The organism is Psychromonas sp. CNPT3 (assembly GCF_000153405.2).
GTDB lineage: Bacteria > Pseudomonadota > Gammaproteobacteria > Enterobacterales > Psychromonadaceae > Psychromonas.
The window spans coordinates 13,128-28,698 of sequence record NC_020802.1; the positions used below are offsets into that span (position 1 = coordinate 13,128).

17 protein-coding genes are annotated in these 15,571 nt (G+C 39.4%); all 17 read right to left on the reverse strand.

What is annotated here, in order from left to right; genetic code table 11:
• Positions 1–446: 446 nt before the first annotated feature.
• From PCNPT3_RS00055 to PCNPT3_RS00135, 17 genes are read right to left on the reverse strand one after another with little or no spacing between them, the layout of a single operon-like run.
• Positions 447–1,682: a beta-ketoacyl-ACP synthase gene (locus PCNPT3_RS00055; protein ID WP_015463835.1), complete on the reverse strand. Its 1,236-nt coding sequence runs from the start codon at positions 1,680–1,682 to the stop codon at positions 447–449.
• Complete coding sequence (locus tag PCNPT3_RS00060) at positions 1,683–2,408, reverse strand: 3-ketoacyl-ACP reductase FabG2 (protein ID WP_015463836.1); 726 nt, start codon at positions 2,406–2,408, stop codon at positions 1,683–1,685.
• Position 2,409: 1 nt separating this feature from the next.
• Positions 2,410–2,868 (reverse strand): ApeP family dehydratase, encoded by a 459-nt coding sequence (locus PCNPT3_RS00065; RefSeq protein WP_015463837.1) that lies wholly within the window; start codon positions 2,866–2,868, stop codon positions 2,410–2,412.
• Positions 2,861–4,060: a beta-ketoacyl-[acyl-carrier-protein] synthase family protein gene (locus PCNPT3_RS00070; protein WP_015463838.1), complete on the reverse strand. Its 1,200-nt coding sequence runs from the start codon at positions 4,058–4,060 to the stop codon at positions 2,861–2,863. The genes PCNPT3_RS00065 and PCNPT3_RS00070 overlap by 8 nt, the downstream gene beginning before the upstream one ends.
• 4 nt (positions 4,061–4,064) lie before the next feature.
• Positions 4,065–4,658, reverse strand: coding sequence for a DUF3261 domain-containing protein (locus PCNPT3_RS00075; protein WP_015463839.1), 594 nt, complete (start codon positions 4,656–4,658; stop codon positions 4,065–4,067).
• Positions 4,642–6,996 (reverse strand): MMPL family transporter, encoded by a 2,355-nt coding sequence (locus PCNPT3_RS00080; protein ID WP_156801476.1) that lies wholly within the window; start codon positions 6,994–6,996, stop codon positions 4,642–4,644. Before PCNPT3_RS00080 ends, PCNPT3_RS00075 begins: the two co-directional genes overlap by 17 nt.
• Positions 6,965–7,576, reverse strand: coding sequence for an outer membrane lipoprotein carrier protein LolA (locus PCNPT3_RS00085; RefSeq protein ID WP_015463841.1), 612 nt, complete (start codon positions 7,574–7,576; stop codon positions 6,965–6,967). Before PCNPT3_RS00085 ends, PCNPT3_RS00080 begins: the two co-directional genes overlap by 32 nt.
• On the reverse strand, positions 7,566–7,994 hold the full coding sequence (locus tag PCNPT3_RS00090; RefSeq protein ID WP_015463842.1) for an acyl-CoA thioesterase: 429 nt from the start codon (positions 7,992–7,994) through the stop codon (positions 7,566–7,568). Before PCNPT3_RS00090 ends, PCNPT3_RS00085 begins: the two co-directional genes overlap by 11 nt.
• A gap of 16 nt (positions 7,995–8,010) precedes the next feature.
• Positions 8,011–9,552 (reverse strand): HAL/PAL/TAL family ammonia-lyase, encoded by a 1,542-nt coding sequence (locus tag PCNPT3_RS00095; RefSeq protein ID WP_015463843.1) that lies wholly within the window; start codon positions 9,550–9,552, stop codon positions 8,011–8,013.
• Complete coding sequence (locus PCNPT3_RS00100; RefSeq protein ID WP_015463844.1) at positions 9,542–11,233, reverse strand: glycosyltransferase family 2 protein; 1,692 nt, start codon at positions 11,231–11,233, stop codon at positions 9,542–9,544. The genes PCNPT3_RS00095 and PCNPT3_RS00100 overlap by 11 nt, the downstream gene beginning before the upstream one ends.
• A complete protein-coding gene (locus PCNPT3_RS00105; RefSeq protein WP_015463845.1) occupies positions 11,223–11,600 on the reverse strand; it encodes an ApeI family dehydratase in 378 nt (125 codons plus the stop codon). Before PCNPT3_RS00105 ends, PCNPT3_RS00100 begins: the two co-directional genes overlap by 11 nt.
• A complete protein-coding gene (locus PCNPT3_RS00110) occupies positions 11,597–12,967 on the reverse strand; it encodes an AMP-binding protein (protein ID WP_015463846.1) in 1,371 nt (456 codons plus the stop codon). The genes PCNPT3_RS00105 and PCNPT3_RS00110 overlap by 4 nt, the downstream gene beginning before the upstream one ends.
• Positions 12,957–13,505, reverse strand: a complete 549-nt coding sequence (locus tag PCNPT3_RS00115; protein ID WP_015463847.1) for a hypothetical protein — start codon at positions 13,503–13,505, stop codon at positions 12,957–12,959. The genes PCNPT3_RS00110 and PCNPT3_RS00115 overlap by 11 nt, the downstream gene beginning before the upstream one ends.
• 29 nt (positions 13,506–13,534) lie before the next feature.
• Entirely contained in the window at positions 13,535–13,795 is a 261-nt protein-coding gene (locus PCNPT3_RS00120; RefSeq protein WP_015463848.1) for an acyl carrier protein, read from the reverse strand.
• Positions 13,792–14,058, reverse strand: a complete 267-nt coding sequence (locus PCNPT3_RS00125) for a phosphopantetheine-binding protein (RefSeq protein WP_015463849.1) — start codon at positions 14,056–14,058, stop codon at positions 13,792–13,794. The genes PCNPT3_RS00120 and PCNPT3_RS00125 overlap by 4 nt, the downstream gene beginning before the upstream one ends.
• 2 nt (positions 14,059–14,060) lie before the next feature.
• Entirely contained in the window at positions 14,061–14,837 is a 777-nt protein-coding gene (locus tag PCNPT3_RS00130) for a lysophospholipid acyltransferase family protein (protein ID WP_015463850.1), read from the reverse strand.
• On the reverse strand, positions 14,834–15,559 hold the full coding sequence (locus PCNPT3_RS00135; RefSeq protein ID WP_015463851.1) for a beta-ketoacyl synthase chain length factor: 726 nt from the start codon (positions 15,557–15,559) through the stop codon (positions 14,834–14,836). The genes PCNPT3_RS00130 and PCNPT3_RS00135 overlap by 4 nt, the downstream gene beginning before the upstream one ends.
• Positions 15,560–15,571: the final 12 nt, after the last annotated feature.

The following is a 15,571-nucleotide window of genomic DNA, read 5'->3' on the forward strand; positions in this document are numbered from 1 at the left end:
TTCATTGAGATTAAACATGATTTCAAGTTTACTGCCCGCCGGCATTAACCTTTCCGATGATCGATACAAGAGATCAATTTTAATATCACACCCCGAAACCAGCACCTGATAGCGAATAACATTACTCAATAACGGATGATTTTATCTTCCATTATGAACATTCCATTTGATTAATGTTGTGTTCGATAATAAAACGATCGTGTGACAGTTTTAAGACGCTCGTGTGAAGCTTTTAATACCGTTAGAAGTAATGCTTTCTTAACTTTTATTTTTTGATAAAGATAACGCGAGATATTTGAGGGGAGATGAGTAGGTTATTTACTGTGTTTATGCTTGTTTTATAGCGTTATTTTTTGACTCTACCTATATGACTTATGCGTACAAAAATAGATAAGCACGTGGATATAGTGCTTATCTATTTGCTAGTTAGGTGTTATCTCCGCGCGTTAAACACTCACTTTTTTAAAAATTAAAGAGGTGTTTATCCCGCCAAAAGCAAAGTTATTGCTCATTATATATTCACATTCAATATGACGCCCAGTGCCGGTAATATAGTCTAATTGACCACACTCTGGATCTACGTTTTTTAGATTTAAAGTGGGACTAAACCAGCCCTCATTCATCATTTCAATACTCAGCCAGGCTTCAATAGCACCACACGCACCCAAGGTATGTCCAAAATAGCTTTTCAGTGAACTAACGGGGATGTTTTTACCTAAAGCGCCTTGCATTGCGAGTGTTTCTGCAATATCTCCACGCTCTGTTGCTGTGCCATGCGCGCAAACATAACCAATTTTATCCGCACTAATATTGGCATCTTTTAATGCCATTTCCATGCATATTTGCATAGTTTCTTTGCGGGGCTGCGTGACGTGGGTAGCATCACAGTTGCTAGCAAAACCAACTAATTCTGCATATATAGTGGCGCCACGCGCAACCGCTGCGTCATATTCTTCTAACACCAGCGTCCCAGCTCCCTCTCCAATGACTAAGCCATCTCTGTCTTTATCATAAGGACGAGGCACTGATTTAGGATCGTCATTTTTTAAACTGGTAGCAAATAAAGTATCAAAAACGGCAGACTCAGTTGCACATAACTCTTCAGCTCCACCGGCGAGCATTACGTTTTGTAGCCCATATTTAATCGCTTCATAAGCATAACCAATGGCCTGACTACCTGAGGTACATGCGCTACAAGTAGGAATAATTCGCCCACGTAAACCAAAAAACAACCCCACATTAACCGCACACGTATGTGGCATCATTTTTACATATGATGTTGCGGTGATGGCTTTGGTGCTTTTTTCAGTTAACATAATCGAAAAATCGCCTACCGCAGAGGGGCTGCCCGTTGATGAGCCATAAGCGACGCCAGCGTCACCATTGGTCAAAATATCGAGTCCTATCAATCCACTTTGTTTAAGTGCATTTTCAGACGCTACCGTTGCCATTTTAGCAACACGGCCCATGCCTCGTATTTGACGACGCGTATAATGACTTGGCACTTCAAAATCATCAATAGGGCAGGCAAGTTTAGTATTAAGTCCGTCATACTGCTCATAACTTGGCATATATTGGGTGGCATTCTCACAGGCTTTTAAGCGTTGCTTAATATTACGCCAATCTTGACCAAATGCCGTCACCCCAGACATCCCCGTTACGACTACTCTACGTCCCTTCATTTAGACCATTCCTCCGTTTATACTAATTACTTGGCGCGTCACATAACCTGCTATATCAGACATTAAATAACTCACCAGTCCCGCCACCTCTTCAGGTTTACCCATCCGCCTTAAGGGCACTAAAGGTAACGCGTGCGCTTTAACTTCTTCACTGATCATCCCCGTATCAACCAAACCTGGCGCGATACAGTTAACCGTGATTTTACGTTTAGCAAGCTCTAAAGCAAGGGCTTTACTTGCGCCAATAATACCGGCCTTAGCCGCGCTATAATTGGTTTGTCCTCGGTTGCCAACAAGGCCTGAAACCGAAGCCATAGTAACGATACGGCCCCCTTTACGTAGCTGCACCATTGGCATCACACAAGGATGTAACACATTATAAAAAGCATCTAAATTAGTGTGGACAACACTGTCCCATTCTTCTCCTGTCATGGCAGGAAAAACCGTATCATTGGTTACGCCAGCATTACTTACAACGCCATAATAAGCACCATAGGTTTCGATATCTGCCTCTAAAACAGCTAAACACTGGGCACGATCTCTAATATCAAACTGTAAAATACGCCCTTGACCCTTGTCTTTTTCGATAGCAGCCAATGTCTCTAATGCACCGTCTTTATCACCCATGTAATGCACCGCAATACAAAACCCGTCCTTGGCAAGTTGCAATGCAATCGCACGACCAATACCTTTACTTGCACCTGTCACTAATACTTGTTTCATCATTTTAATTCCTTTTTAACATATTCTTGAGTAACGCTTTATGGGGTACAAATACATTTAACTGCGCCTGCGCCATTTTTTCTCCGCGGCATTCTATTGAACAAGAAAAAACGCCCATACCTTCACTTTCAAATTCTTTTTGTGCATAAATATCCAGCGTCTCATTCTCTTTAAAAAAAGCAACATCGGCATGATAACGACGCGTACCTAATAAAAACCCAATGGGTGACGCCTCTTTTTTTAATAAATGCTGATAACCCGACCAAGCGGCGATTGTCTGCGCCATATACTCGATCCCAACCCAAGCGCCAACACACGCGTTATTCGCTATAAAGAAAGGGCTGTTTTTACTGATAAGTACCTGACTGTGAATTTTATCTTCATCCACATAGATTAATTTATCAACCAATATCATTGGCGCGCTATGGGGTAATAATGACTCTATTTTAGGGAATTTAGACATCCACAACTCCAAATATTAAGCTGATATTATTGCCACCAAAAGCAAATGAGTTACTTAATATGGCTTTATGGTGCAGTTTTTGAGGTTTATCCACAAAAGCAATCGGTGCAAGTGTTGCATCAACGTTACCATCATTAATTTGTAGGGGTAAATCTAGCGAATCACTTAATATATAACAACAAATGACAGACTCAAGCATGGAAGCTGCACCTAATGCATGTCCCGTTAATGGCTTTGTTGAACTAACAGGCACTGCATCTGCGAACAGCGCATATATTGCCTTAGCTTCCATCGTATCGTTTAATTTTGTCGCCGTGCCATGCGCATTAATATAACCGATATCACAAGGCGCTAACTGCGCATCCTGTAACGCTTTTTGCATCGATGCGATCGCGCCATAACCTTCCGGGTGGGGCGCTGAAATATGATGCGCATCAGAGCTATCTCCCACGCCCAGCAAAGCGATTCTCGAGCCGTTTTTTTGTAATGACAACAACATAAATGCACCGGCTTCACCAATGTTAATACCGTTTCTATTAGCGCCAAAAGGTAGACAGATCGTTGTGGATAAAGCCTCTAACGCATGGAATCCATTTAAGGTTAATTGGCATAAAGAATCAACACCGCCCACTAAAACTGCATCAACAAGGCCCGATTTTAATAAACGTTGCGCAGACAAAAAGACACGACCACTCGAAGAACATGCCGTAGATATGGTATACGTTGGCCCCTCGATAGCAAAATAATCAGCGACAAATTGCCCTAGATTTCCCACTTCTTGCTGATGATAATGATAATCCTCTGGCAATGATCCGGTGCTCGCTTTTATTGCCAAGGCACGTTCGCCATCACTAATACCCGATGTGCTTGTGCCTACGATAACCGCAATACGCGATGCGCCTACTTTTTGAATATGTAGCTTAACTTGCTCTTCAATCTGCACTAAAGCCGATAACGCCAAACGGTTGTTACGCGTGTTTTTATGTTTTAGATGTGCAGGAATAACCGGTAGTGTGCCGTTAACTTTTCCGACGACCGTTTCTTTGCCATCATTTAACCAACCAGGCTCAGTTACCATCTGCGCTGGGATTTCAGATTTTAAGCACTGTATTTGCTCTTTTTTATTCTGACCAAGGGCACAATTCATTGCCAGAGCATGAATATACAGAGGTCTCTTTATTTTATCATTCATAAGCTTAATTCGTTTCAATGCTAATGCTGTAGTTTGTACGTAAATCCCTAAAAACGATTTTACCTTGTAAATAAGGTTTGCGCTGATAATCAATACGTATCACTGTTTTACCCTGAGCGTCATATAAATAACGCTGCAGGCCTTTTTCTTTTAATGTCCAACCTATGCGCGATAACGGCGCTTGCCATGCTTCTACCGGCCAAATCGAGAGCATAACGTTAAATAATATATTCTCTGGCGCAGGGAGTGTGCTGGCAAGCCCGGTTAATACATAACTGTCTATCTTATCGCCTGAATATGTGAGGCTCAATAACTTAACCCCCCACGCAGAAAAACCCGCTAAGACAACATGTTGCTCATCAACTTCAAGTTGTACCAATAAATCACGTGTTTTTTTATCATCCCACTGCGCACTGATTAATTGGCTCACATTAATATGTCGACCCAGTTGTTTGGGTTGTGGTAGCGAAACATAAACATTTTTATCAATAGCCACCTGCACAAGTTGACTTTGAGGTTGTAGGGCACAAGCGTTTAATAAAAAAAGGCAACTCAGTAGGATCAGTTTTTTATAGTCTTTTTTATAATGTCTTTTCATGTTCTATCTTCATATTCTCTGTTTTACTCTTTAAAGGCATTGCCAAAGGCGCTAAGAGCCAAGCCACCACAATGCCACTCAGCACGGTAATACCAAAACCATGAATAGCAGCCGTTGCACTGAGTGCCAGCAAACCAAAAGATAAAACCGTCGTTATGGCTGATAATGTGATCGCCAATAAGGTGTTCGGCGCATCCGCGTGTTTTTTTAATTCTGCAAAAAACAAAGTATAATCAATACCTATCCCTAAGATTAAAAGCAAAGCTAATAAGTTGAAAATAGTGATGGGTATGCCAAAAACACTGGTGATAGCCAAACCAACACATCCTGCTATTAAAGGCGGGATAATGACTTTACATGCGAGCTTTAAAGTATATCGATACAATAACAAACAACAAATTAGTAGGTAAGCACTCCCTAAAAGCATCGATATATAAACGCGGTACACACCAAAAATTGTCGAGATCTCATCGGCTTTATCTAAACTTGTAAGCGCTGCATTGTCTTCAATATAGCGTAAAATATCAGCCTTGTTTTTCACATCACTCAAGATCACAATACTGGCGATGTTCTGATTTATGTTACCTAGCCATAAAAAACCTAAAGGGGCAGAGACTGGAGATGCCAAAAAGTCTTTGATTAAAAAGGGACTAAAAGGAACATTAAGAATAACCGGAGCACTAAAGTTCAACCTTTCTTGTAAAAGAGAGGCCTCTTTAATATATAAAGATTGTACTAATTGATAGTTTTCTCTTTGCGTTTTTAATGACGGTACAAATTGATGAATACTTCGGTACGAAGATATGACCCCTTGTTTTTTCCACTCTTTTAATTTTAAATCCAATGTTTCTAGCGCGATAAGTAAATTTTCCTCAGTATTACTTTTCACTAATAACAACTGCTGTTTTTCTCCCACACCTGTTATTTTTTTAATTTGTTGCTCTTGCTCTTTTAAATCAACGGGCATGGCTTGGAGTTGACGAATATCATCATTAAAATGAACTTGGGTTAAACCTAACAATGCAAACACGAAAAGCCCCAACGGTAGTAACAGACGTAGTTTAGGGTTGTGCCATAAATTTAACCATTGTATGAAAAACATTAATTTGGGAGGTGTTATAGTGCTTGGTTTTTTAGAAAAATAAGGATAACAGCAGATCACCGTTAAATAAGCGCTGATCAATCCAATAACAGAGAATAAGGAAAGTTGCTGTAAACCGGGAAAAGGGGCCGCCAACAAACCTAAATAGCCCATTAAACTGGTGATAAGCCCCAATGTTATTGCGCTAAAAATATGTTTTAAGGCTTTTTGTGAGTCCCAATTGTGAGGTGTTTTTAAGCGTTCGGTCAGGTAGTGGAAAGCATAATCGATTGAAACACCTATTAAACTTGCTCCAAACACCAAACTAAATAAATGCACTTTTCCAAAAACGGCAACACTAACGACAAAAGCCACCAACAAACCACAGCCAATAGAAAGTAAAGCCAATAAAAGAGGCAGGGTGCTACGATAGACCCATAATAATAAAAATATAATACCTAAAAGAGAGCCAATACCTATGGTACTAATTTCACTTTTGGCGCTCTGCGTTCCATATGCTGCATAAAATAAAGTGCCAGTGTGCATAAGTTTCACGTGAAACTTGTTTTCTATTGTTTTTTCTAAGGCAATCAGGTTGCCAATATGGCTTTGTAACTGTGTGTCATAAGCATCTCCCAATAAATCAGCCTGTATAACAATGTAGGTTTTGCCTTGGTATTTGGTACTGATAAAACCATTTAATAAGGTAAATTGTGCTGTTTGCTGATTTTTTTCCGATAAATAATCACGAAACAATAAAAAAGGATCAGATCCTAATTCAGTCCCACTGACACCTGAAAAAGGGTTATATAGTTGTGAGATAACATGCTCAACTTGCTTTTCTGGGTTATCTTTTAAACGTATTTTTTGGCTTTCGGTGAGCAATTGTGAGCGAAAAGGGAAGTATAGTTTCCCCCAAGCCCTCTGCTGTAATTCATCTACTTTTGCTTGCACTTTTACAAACAATTTAGTGTCTAACAATTGCGCCGAAAAGTCCTCAGCAGCACTAAGCAAACGCTGCTTATCGTCTCCTTGCAATAAGAAAACCACTTTATTACTTAAGTTGTCAGCCACCCGCTCAAACGCCTTTTGGGCGAGAGGATCTTGCTTGTCTTTGGGTAATAACGCCAGTATATTCGTTTCTATTGGTAACTTAGGCTGCATTATTTGATACGACAATGTTAATGCGCAACTCGCGATAAAAGCCAGCCATATAAATGCAATTTTAGAACTTGAAAGCACGTTTTTCTTCTTCATTTAATTGAACCGGCAGAGCGCGTTGCTGACTAAAATCAAGCAGTGAGCTATCACCACTTAATTCGACTAATTTGAGCTGATCAATATACTGCGCACCGGATATATCAATATACGAAAAAATACGGTTAAGTGGCGCTGATTTTGGTGTTAACTGTAATTGCCACCGCTCTGACGATCCACTTAAGGTTAAACTAAATTGCTGTTCTAATTGCTTGATATCACCTTTAAAAAGAGATAAAAATAGATGACTAAAATAAAAAACCATCGGGTTATCTTTGGCAAGTATTACCTGTGCAGGTTGCTTCGCAATTTGTTGTTTAAGTTTATCTTTTACTAGCACCAACGCCACAGGAAAAGGGCTCTCTTGTTGCCATATGAGCCCATTTTTATTATCCAATAAAAAATGCCCATTCGACACTAAAGGCTGTTTAAACATTTTCATTTGTTTGTGTTGCACAAAATCACCACGCAATAAATCATGCGCCGTTAATTTTTTTTGTAATTGTGCCATGCTAAAAGAAAAACTAGCACTACTGATAAGCATGCCCAAAACAACACAAAAACTTCTCTTAATCCACAAAATAACGCTCCAATTTTTTTATGAAAAAGGCAGGAGAAGCTAAACACATCTCTTTAGTTTGCATGTTAACCGCAACTTGACGTGTATAACCCTTACTCATGCGCGTGCCATCTTTAGCATCATAAATAATATATTCAACGCGCATATAATTTTCCCAATCGGTCAGCTTGGCACAGACTCGGATCTCATGATGGTAAGGGATCGCACGAATATATTTCACATAGCTATCAATAACGGGCCATATATAGCCAGAATCTTGCATATCGCGATAGTTATAATCCATTTTTTCCATTAATAGGCGTCGTGCTTCTTCAAAGAACCTGAAATAATTTCCATGGTAAATAACCCCCATGGGATCGGCATCTTGAAAGGCGGTGACCAAAGTAACTTCTGCGCTTAAATCCATTTTTTTTAACAAAACATTTCCCCTTAAATTAATAAAGATCCCATTTTTCAGTTTGAATTAAATGCATAAAATGGCGTAAATCAGCTTCTAATGGGCGATCTTCATTAACCATATCAAAATCCTTTAAAACAGACTCAAGCATTTTCGTCAAAGAAGGGCTCAGCTGCGCACTCTCTAATTCTCCCTCTCGTTTTCGCAGTTCAAGCGCTTGCGAAACCGCGAGTAAAGAGGCGCTGACAACTTGCTCTGTTAAGGTTAAAACACGCAGACAGTCGCGCGATGCGATGGTCCCCATACTCACTTTATCTTGATTATGACATTCGGTAGATCGCGAGAAAACACTGGCCGGCATGGTATGTTTTAATGCTTCAGCAGTCCATGCAGATACACCGATCTGTACCGCTTTAAAACCATGATTAATGGGCTTTCTCGCTCCCGTTGCACCGCTTAGGTTGGAAGCCAATCCATTATTAAACTTATGATCCATTAACTGTGCCATTTGCCTATCTAACAAGTCAGCTAAGTTAGCGACGGCTACTTTTAAGGTGTCCATTGCCATCGCGATATGTCCGCCATAAAAATGTCCTCCGTGTAGTACACGCTCATTATCTGCGTCGATAATAGGATTATCATTCGCACTGTTTAATTCATTTTCAATCATAGAGCGCAACCACGGCAAGGTATCTTGCAATACCCCGATAACATGTGGGGCGCAGCGTAATGAGTATCTATCCTGTAAGCGCTTACTATTTCTTGGCGCCTCTGTTGAGCCTAAATCTTGACGCAACCATTGTGCAATTAATTGTTGCCCAGCATGGGGTTTTACCGCAAATAACGCCTTATCGAAATGAAAGGTATTACCTTGCAGCGCCACGCACACCATCGCTGTTATTTTAGTGCTTAACTTCGCTAAATACTCTGCACGTTTAAAGGCCAGACAAGCCAGCGCCGTCATAACAGCGGTGCCATTCATTAGTGCAAGGCCTTCTTTAGGCTGTAATACTATCGGGGTGATATTAAGCTCAGAAAACACTTCTTGTGTTGGCCGTATCTTACCTTGATAAATCACCTCTCGTTCTCCGATCAAAACACCCGCTAAATACGAAAGAGGCGTTAGGTCACCACTTGCACCGACCGATCCTTCTTCAGGGATCCGAGGGGAAATATCATGATTAATTAACGTCACAATTTGATTTAAAAGCGTATGCGTCACGCCAGAATAACCTTGAGATAGCGAGCATAATCGTGTCGCCAATACCGCTTTAGATTGTTGCTCTGTTAAATTATTACCTAAACCACAACCATGGAACCTGGTTAAATTTAAGGGTAACTCTGCGACAAGATCCATCGGAATAGCCACAGTACATGAATCGCCATATCCCGTTGTTACGCCATAAATAACGCCTTCTTCTTTAAGCAACGACGCTAAAAATGCGACCCCACGATCAATTTTTCCGATAAATTCAGGAGAACAACTCATTTGTGCATCCGATCCATTAGAAATACTAACAATATCTTCTATCGTTAATCGCCCTTGACCAAATAGGATGTTTTTTTGTTTATTTTTCATCGTCATTTCCCGTTAATGTCCAAAAATTAAAAAAGTTATACCACTGTAAAGGGGCTTTTAATGTGTAATGCTGTAAGCGTTGCGCGTACTTTTCAACAACACTTTGTAATGCCTCTTCTCTTTTTCCTCTCGGTAATATTATTTGCGAGCTAAAGAGCTCAAAATGAAGGTCAAAATGCGCTTGTTGACTCGATTCATTACGTAAACCAAATAACAAGTATACCGGTGCTTTTAAAAGCGAGGCCAATATAAAAGGACCTTGGGGAAAGGGAGCTTTATGGCCTAAGAAATCAGCCCAAATTACCTTTTGACTCATCGTGGTTGATGTCCGATCACCGACGATCACAACCCATTCTCCCTCTTCAATTTTTTGAGATAATAAAATGGCCGTCTCTGGACCCATCTTATTCACCTCGATCACATTTAAGTTTGCATCTGGGTTAACCGCGCTTAATACCGCATTAAAACGAGGGGCATGCTCTGTAAAAACCAGTGCATTTATTTTTAATTCGGGATAGCTCTGACTCAAAGCTCTAAATAGCTCTAAATTACCTAAATGAGAGCCTAAAATAAGACAACCTTGTGGGCTGTTTTGAGCTTTCTCAACCACATCTCTATTGTTAATGGTTAAATTTTCTGGCGTAAAATCACCTTTCCAAGCAGCCAGTTTATCTAGCATCGTTTCTGCAAATGACAACAGGTGTTGATATACCGTTAAATTGTCAGTAACAGGAATATTATTTTTACGCATATACTCAGTGAGATACTGTAAATATAAAGTAGACGCTCGCACTGATTTTTTAGAAAATAGACTGTAATAATATAAAATAGGCTTTAAGCACATTTTAAAAACACTTCGTCCAAATAAAGAATAAATACCCAATAGGAATTTCATTCCATAATAAGTACCCGATTCGCTTTGCTTCGACCAGTGCTCTAATTTCTCGGCTTTAGGTTTTTTACGTAAAAGCAACTTAGGAAGGCGTCTTAACATGCCAAATACAAGGCATGTATGCATTTTAGTAATACGTAAATTATCCGCTATAGGTTGAAAATGAGAGAGACCATCTTCTGGGTAAATAACCTTAATATCAATAAAACGAATATCAATCCCCTCCCAAAAGCTTTTAACCATGATCTCAATATCAAAATCCATACGTTTGCCAATATTATTGTTGGCGATCACTTGATTAACCGCGCCAACAGGATAAACACGAAAGCCACACATGCTATCTTTTATCGAAAATGAAAGTGTTTCAACCCACACCCAAAAATGCGTTAAATAACGACCATACAATCGACCTTTAGGCACACTTTCATCATATATTGGAGCGCCTGATATAATATTATTACTATATTTTTTAGCGTTAAGTATCAACTCTGGTAGTGCGTTTAAATCATGTTGCCCATCAGCATCTATTTGAATAGCATGACTAAACCCTAGCTTTTTTGCTTTTTTAAGACCCGCCATGACAGCGCCACCTTTACCTTGATTATTATCTAGGCGGTGCACCATAGTAGGGGCTTTAAGGGTGTTAATAATGGATTGAGTAGGGTAGCTACTGGCATCATCAATGACCAAAACAGGGTAGTCAAAATCAGTCTGTAGCGCATCGATAACCGCAAGCAATGTACGACCATGGTTATAACAAGGGATCAAAAAACAAGGGTTAAATATCACTCTGTTCAGCCTTTAATTTTATTCTTCCAGATGCATATTTTACTTGTTCACTGTCGCTATAATCAAAATATAGTTTTTGTTTATCTTCTTGCCAACGTAGCGTTAAAATTATCTCTGTATTGGGCAAAATAGGCTGTTGAAACTTGATCACCTCCATCCCCAAAAACACATCACCACATGCAAAGAATTTATTGGCATAATAAATAGCCCAATCTAACTGCACAACACCTGCTAAGATCGGGTTTTCATCAAAATGCCCCGAAAAATAAGCGATGTTATCTTCTATTTTTAAAACCAAAGTAGCCTCATTTTCAGAAACGCTTTGTTTGACCAATAGGGGCTTATGTAAATCTATATTATTGTTCATTCAAATAACCCTGATATTTCTTCATAACGCCGTTTCCCTTGTGTATTTAAAGGGATCTCATCTTCTATCCTAAAGTAACGAGGGATCGCGACCGGCTCAAACCATTGGCGCAAATCATGACGAAGTTGTAAACAAAACGTTGCTTTTCCTAACGTTTTAAATTGTTTTTTCCCGATCAAACTCAATACAAGCAACGCACCCAAGCTCATCCGCGCTCTCTTATCCAAGACAACAAGCACACTTTCATCAACCCAATTCATTGCATTTAATCGCATCTCTAATGCGATTAATGACACGCGTTTTTCTTCAATTTTAACAATGCGATCAATTCGCCCCTTTAAAATGAAACGTCTATCACTCAATAGTTCACATTGGTCACTCGTTTGATAATAAGCATCTGCTGTTGCCGTTAAATCGGGACTTAGCCAAGGAGACGTTAATAATAAACATTGGTTTTTATCCACTTGAGCGCTTATTTCAGAGAAAAAAGTCCACTCTGCATCATTATGGGTTTGGCTACGATAACCAATTCCGCCGGTTTCAGTGCTACCAAATATTTCAATGGGTGTTTGTTTTAATATTGATTGGCAATTTGTTAAGCCCGCCTCTAACAACGGGCCACCCGATGAAAATACGGCGCGATAACTAGCGCTACTTTTTTCCATACTTAAACGCTTTAATAATGCAGGGCTGGTTATCAATATACTTGCATCATTAGCACGCAAGCTAACCTGCTCTGGATAGGTGATATCCAAACAACTAAAACTACGCCCCATACATAAAGGCCAGAGCACACGAAATAACAAACCATAAATATGTTGATGAGAGACAGTACTCTGCACCGTCGATGCGCCTAGCAAGTCTCCCCAAAGGGCCTCTAAAGAGGATATTTCTTTATCTAACATGGCCAATGTTTTATAAATAGCTTTAGGCTGGCCCGTTGATCCCGATGTAAAGAGGGTAATTTCAACCTGCTCTAAATTTAATTCAAAAAACGTAAAATCACTGTTACTTTTCATTTTTAAAGGTAACTCGATGCGCTTTATTGGGGCGTTTTTCGCCATTAGCCCATCGTCTATTAACAAATCAAATTGAGAGGCTAAAGTGCTTAATATTGCAGGTTGATGACTACCGGGTAATAATATTTTTTTACCGGCATAAATGACCGCAAAAAAAGCGACACTAAACAGATAACTATTGACGCAACAAATGGCAACAAGTGCACTGTTATCTTTTTTTAACACACTGCACAGTGTTTGTATGTCTTCTAAAAATTGTTGCCCCGTCATTACCTGATCAGCATTAAAGGCCACATTTTTATTTTTTTGTTGTCGTAATAATACGTTGCTTAATGACTTATTTTGCATTGTTACTGGCTTTTTCATGCTTTTTTTGTACTCGAAGACGGATAATAAATTCAATCAAAAATAAACACCCAGCGAGTAAATAGCTTATCAGGCCATTATAAAGCGTCCATACTTGCATCGACATAAATGTAGTAACGAGAGCAATACACGCATTAACTACAAAGAATACACACCAAACCTTAGTGACATTTCGCGTATAGGCGATAGCATATCCCGGTAAGTCTGGCTTTTGTAAGCGCGCAAAACGCTCTATTAAACTTTCTTTTTGATATAAACTTTGAGCAAACAAAATCAACATTAAAATATTTACAATGACAGGATAATAAGTAAACCACTGTGAATTTTTAAAGATCAGCGCAAAAAAAGTAAGAACAATACCCGCACTTGCACTTAGCCATGCAATGTACTTTAACTCTTTAGAGCGCGTGTTATCCGCACCGACAAAACGCACCAAAAACAAAAAGCCTAACACACCCGCAATCGTATTAAGCCCCCAATTATTCAAGCCATAATAAACCGCAAAGGGATAAGCAAACAAAAGAAGGGCACATATTATGCTAAAAGGTTTCACTCTTTATCGGTTAATAAATTAGCAACCGCATCTACAACATCCTGCACACTACGCACTAACTTAAATTCTTCGGGTTTGATTTTTTTACCGGTTAATTTTTGCAAATGCACCACCAAATCAACCGCATCTAAACTGTCTAAATCTAACTCTTCATAGAGTTTAGTTTCAAGTAATACATCCTCTTTATTTACTTCAAATAACTCGACCAAAGCATCTTGAACTTGAACAAAGATTTCATCTCTATTTAACTGTTTCATTTTTTATCGTCTCTATTTTCAGTAATATACTTCGCTAAACTTGCGATCGAGGCAAAACTCTCCCGCGTGGTAACATCATCTGCATCGATAACAACACAATATTGTTTTTTTATCGCTAAGCCCAACTCTAATGCATCGATAGAGTCCAAACCTAAACCTTCACCAAAAAGAGGCGCATCTGTTTCTATATCATCAACACTTAAATCTTCTAGATTTAAGGCATCAATGATCAGTTTTTTTAATTCCATTTCTATCTTTTGCATCTCTACCTACTTTTTTGTGGGAAAATAACGTTTTCCAAATGAGCATTTAACTTCCTAACCATGATCGAGGAAGGTGTTTCTGTCTTAATAAAAGTGTTTATCTCTATTTTTTCTTTTACTTCAAGTAAAAAAAATGGTTTTTTATCTGGTACTTGATACCACTTACGTTGCTTTGTAAGGAATACGGGTGCCACTGTTATGTGCACCACTCTAATATCTGATGCCGTTTTTAATGCCACCTGAGCTGCACCGCGTTGTAATTTTGATTTAACGCCAGGCGTACTGCGCGTCCCTTCCGGAAAAATGAGCAACACATGCCCCTGACTTAAGCGCTGAGCACAATCTTCAACTAGTGTTTCAGGGTTTTTATTCGGTATGTAGCCCGCTGCACTAACAACCCCCTTCATAAAAGGATTATTCCAAATGCTTTCTTTTACCAAACAGTCACATTGTTGCATATGCGCCACAATCAAAACATAATCAATCAAACTAGGGTGATTCGCCACAACCAAACAGTGTTTATCGCTTTGCAGTTTTTCGGCGCCTATTATTTTGTAATCTATCGCACCACTTAAGCGCATTATTTCGCAAAACAAAAAAAATGATTTTTGAATAACTGATTGTACTTTTAACTCTCTTTGCGCTTTATTTTTAACAAACAACACCAGTACTGGGAACACTAAAAAACTAAGTAATAGTCCGCCAAAAGCAAACAAAAAAAAGCAAAAACAGGTTGCCAATATACGCCAATATTTATTTAAGCAAGCCGCTAAACTCATCGATTCCGGCTCCATTCCCACACGAGTCTAGGGTCACTTATAAGTACCTTGCGTGTGTTTTTTAATAAGTAATCAATCACACACAAGCTTTGTTGACTCGAAAAACCCGCATCATCCTTATTTTTAGACCACGACAATTGAAACTGAGATCCAAAGCTCAAAATAGCAGCAAACGCATAACCGGGATGAACTTTCTGTTCATAACAACAATAAGGCTCAGGTAAAGACTCATCAAAATCAACCAATAAGACTTTATGGGTGGGATTCTCCTGTAGATAAACAGACGCTTCAATTAAGCCATGATGCAATGAACTTTCCACCGCAGCTATCGATGTAACGGGCGTCGCCCGGCCACTACAGATAGTAAATAGTCCAGCTGCGATATTATGCACTGATTGCGAAAAAGCCAAAGGCGATGCATCGTCGCCTTTAATGATATCTTCAAGTAATTTAACAGTGCGCGTTAACTCGCCATGGCGACTTGCAAAAACAATATAATCTACCTGCTCTTGAGCTGATAATTGCAACGCAGCTTGCACGGCTATTTTGCTAAGAGAACTCATACGCCGGCGCATCATTGGTTTGATCAAAGATATTGGCACTGGCGTCAATTGAGAGGGCCACTGCATCAAAGATGATGACCAATCATGCCACTGCTCAATATTTAATAGACCCGGTGAAAGTGCCAACCATTTATCTATTTTAAATTCAATACTGCTCATATATTCGTACTA

Coding starts and splice junctions, on each gene's coding strand:
- PCNPT3_RS00055 (WP_015463835.1), bottom strand. CDS start 1,682: ATGAAGGGACGTAGAGTAGTCGTAACGGGGATGTCTGGGGTGACGGCA.
- PCNPT3_RS00060 (WP_015463836.1), bottom strand. CDS start 2,408: ATGATGAAACAAGTATTAGTGACAGGTGCAAGTAAAGGTATTGGTCGT.
- PCNPT3_RS00065 (WP_015463837.1), bottom strand. CDS start 2,868: ATGTCTAAATTCCCTAAAATAGAGTCATTATTACCCCATAGCGCGCCA.
- PCNPT3_RS00070 (WP_015463838.1), bottom strand. CDS start 4,060: ATGAATGATAAAATAAAGAGACCTCTGTATATTCATGCTCTGGCAATG.
- PCNPT3_RS00075 (WP_015463839.1), bottom strand. CDS start 4,658: ATGAAAAGACATTATAAAAAAGACTATAAAAAACTGATCCTACTGAGT.
- PCNPT3_RS00080 (WP_156801476.1), bottom strand. CDS start 6,996: ATGAAGAAGAAAAACGTGCTTTCAAGTTCTAAAATTGCATTTATATGG.
- PCNPT3_RS00095 (WP_015463843.1), bottom strand. CDS start 9,552: ATGAAAAATAAACAAAAAAACATCCTATTTGGTCAAGGGCGATTAACG.
- PCNPT3_RS00105 (WP_015463845.1), bottom strand. CDS start 11,600: ATGAACAATAATATAGATTTACATAAGCCCCTATTGGTCAAACAAAGC.
- PCNPT3_RS00110 (WP_015463846.1), bottom strand. CDS start 12,967: ATGCAAAATAAGTCATTAAGCAACGTATTATTACGACAACAAAAAAAT.
- PCNPT3_RS00120 (WP_015463848.1), bottom strand. CDS start 13,795: ATGAAACAGTTAAATAGAGATGAAATCTTTGTTCAAGTTCAAGATGCT.
- PCNPT3_RS00125 (WP_015463849.1), bottom strand. CDS start 14,058: ATGCAAAAGATAGAAATGGAATTAAAAAAACTGATCATTGATGCCTTA.
- PCNPT3_RS00130 (WP_015463850.1), bottom strand. CDS start 14,837: ATGAGTTTAGCGGCTTGCTTAAATAAATATTGGCGTATATTGGCAACC.
- PCNPT3_RS00135 (WP_015463851.1), bottom strand. CDS start 15,559: ATGAGCAGTATTGAATTTAAAATAGATAAATGGTTGGCACTTTCACCG.